Below are 1,636 nucleotides of genomic sequence, written 5' to 3'. Positions count from 1 at the left end.
GTGCTGGCCGAGGTGATGCGCGCGGTCAGCAACACGGTGATGCTGGCGATCGCGGCGGCGATCATCGGGTTCTCGTTCGGCCTGCTGTTCGGCCTGATCGCCGGTTACTTCCGCGATACCTGGATCGACAAGCTGGCCACCGGCATCGCCATCGCCGGCGTCTCGGTGCCGCATTACTGGCTCGGCATGGTGCTGGTGATCGTGTTCTCGGTGCAGCTCAACTGGCTGCCCGCGGTCGGCGCCGGCCCCGGCGGCTCCGGGCAATGGGCGTGGGACTGGGCGCATCTGCGCTATCTGATCCTGCCGGCGATCACCACCTCCGTCATTCCGATGGGCATCGTCACCCGTACGGTGCGAGCACTGACCGGCGATATCCTGTCGCAGGATTTCGTCGAGGCGCTGCGCGCCAAGGGCCTGCGCGAAACCGGCGTGTTCGGCCACGTCATCAAGAACGCGGCCCCGACCGCGCTCGCCGTGATGGGCCTTCAGTTGGGTTACATGCTCGGCGGCTCGATCCTGGTCGAGACGGTGTTCTCGTGGCCGGGCTCCGGCCTGCTGCTCAACTCCGCGATCTTCCAGCGCGACCTGCCGCTGCTACAGGGCACGATCCTGGTGCTGGCGCTGTTCTTCGTGCTGCTCAATCTCTCGGTCGACATCGCGCAGGCGCTGATCGATCCGCGGATCAAGCGGGCCTGATGTCATGGGAGCACCGACGATGAGTTTGACCGCTTCCGACGCCGCACCGCAGACAGCCCCCGCCGGCAAAGCCCGCGGCTATTGGGCCAATGTCGGCCGCCGCCTGATCCGCGACAAGATCGCGCTCGCCTGCGGCATCATCCTGTTGCTGATCGTGCTCGCCGCGGTGCTGGCGCCGTGGCTGCATCTCGCTGATCCTTATCAGGGCTCGATGATCCGGCGGCTGAAGCCGATCGGCACCGCCAACTATCCGCTCGGCACCGACGAGCTCGGCCGCGACATGCTGGCCCGGCTGGTCTATGGCGGCCGGCTGTCGCTGTTCATCGGCGTTCTACCGGTGATCTTCGCGTTTCTGATCGGCACCTCGCTGGGCCTCGTTGCCGGCTATGTCGGCGGCAAGGTCAACACCGCGATCATGCGCACCATCGACGTGTTCTACGCCTTCCCGTCGGTGCTGCTGGCGATCGCGATCTCCGGTGCGCTCGGCGCCGGCATCACCAACTCGATCGTATCGCTGACCGTGGTGTTCGTGCCGCAGATCACCCGCGTCGCCGAGAGCGTCACCACCAGCGTCCGCAACATGGACTTCGTCGAAGCCGCACGCGCATCCGGCGCCGGCGCCTTCACCATCATGCGGGTGCACATGCTCGGCAACGTGCTCGGCCCGATCTTCGTTTACGCCACCGGCCTGATCTCGGTGTCGATGATCCTCGCTGCCGGCCTGTCGTTCCTCGGCCTCGGCACCAAGCCGCCGGAACCGGAATGGGGCCTGATGCTGAACACGCTGCGCACCGCGATCTACGTCAATCCCTGGGTGGCGGCGCTGCCCGGCGTGATGATCTTCGCGGTGTCGATCTGCTTCAACCTGCTGAGCGACTCGATGCGCAGCGCCATGGACATCAGGAACTGACGCGATGAGCAAAGCTGTCTCCGCAATCGC

The 1,636-nt window shown here is 66.1% G+C and carries 2 protein-coding genes; both read left to right on the top strand.

The genetic code is table 11. The features are described 5' to 3' along the window. Positions 1-696 (top strand): ABC transporter permease (locus tag DYI24_RS26230; protein ID WP_164574386.1); only part of this gene is annotated, 696 nt, incomplete at its 5' end. A 19-nt stretch (positions 697-715) separates the two neighbouring features. Continuing rightward, the gene (locus DYI24_RS26225; RefSeq protein ID WP_164574385.1) at positions 716-1,606 is read left to right on the top strand and encodes an ABC transporter permease; all 891 of its coding nucleotides are present in this window, start codon (positions 716-718) and stop codon (positions 1,604-1,606) included. Positions 1,607-1,636 lie beyond the last annotated feature (30 nt).

The organism is Rhodopseudomonas sp. BR0C11 (genome assembly GCF_010820945.1).
Taxonomy (GTDB): Bacteria; Pseudomonadota; Alphaproteobacteria; order Rhizobiales; family Xanthobacteraceae; genus Rhodopseudomonas; species Rhodopseudomonas palustris_H.
Note: the sequence above shows the minus strand (reverse complement) of the source record. Positions and strands in the feature narration are given on the sequence as shown.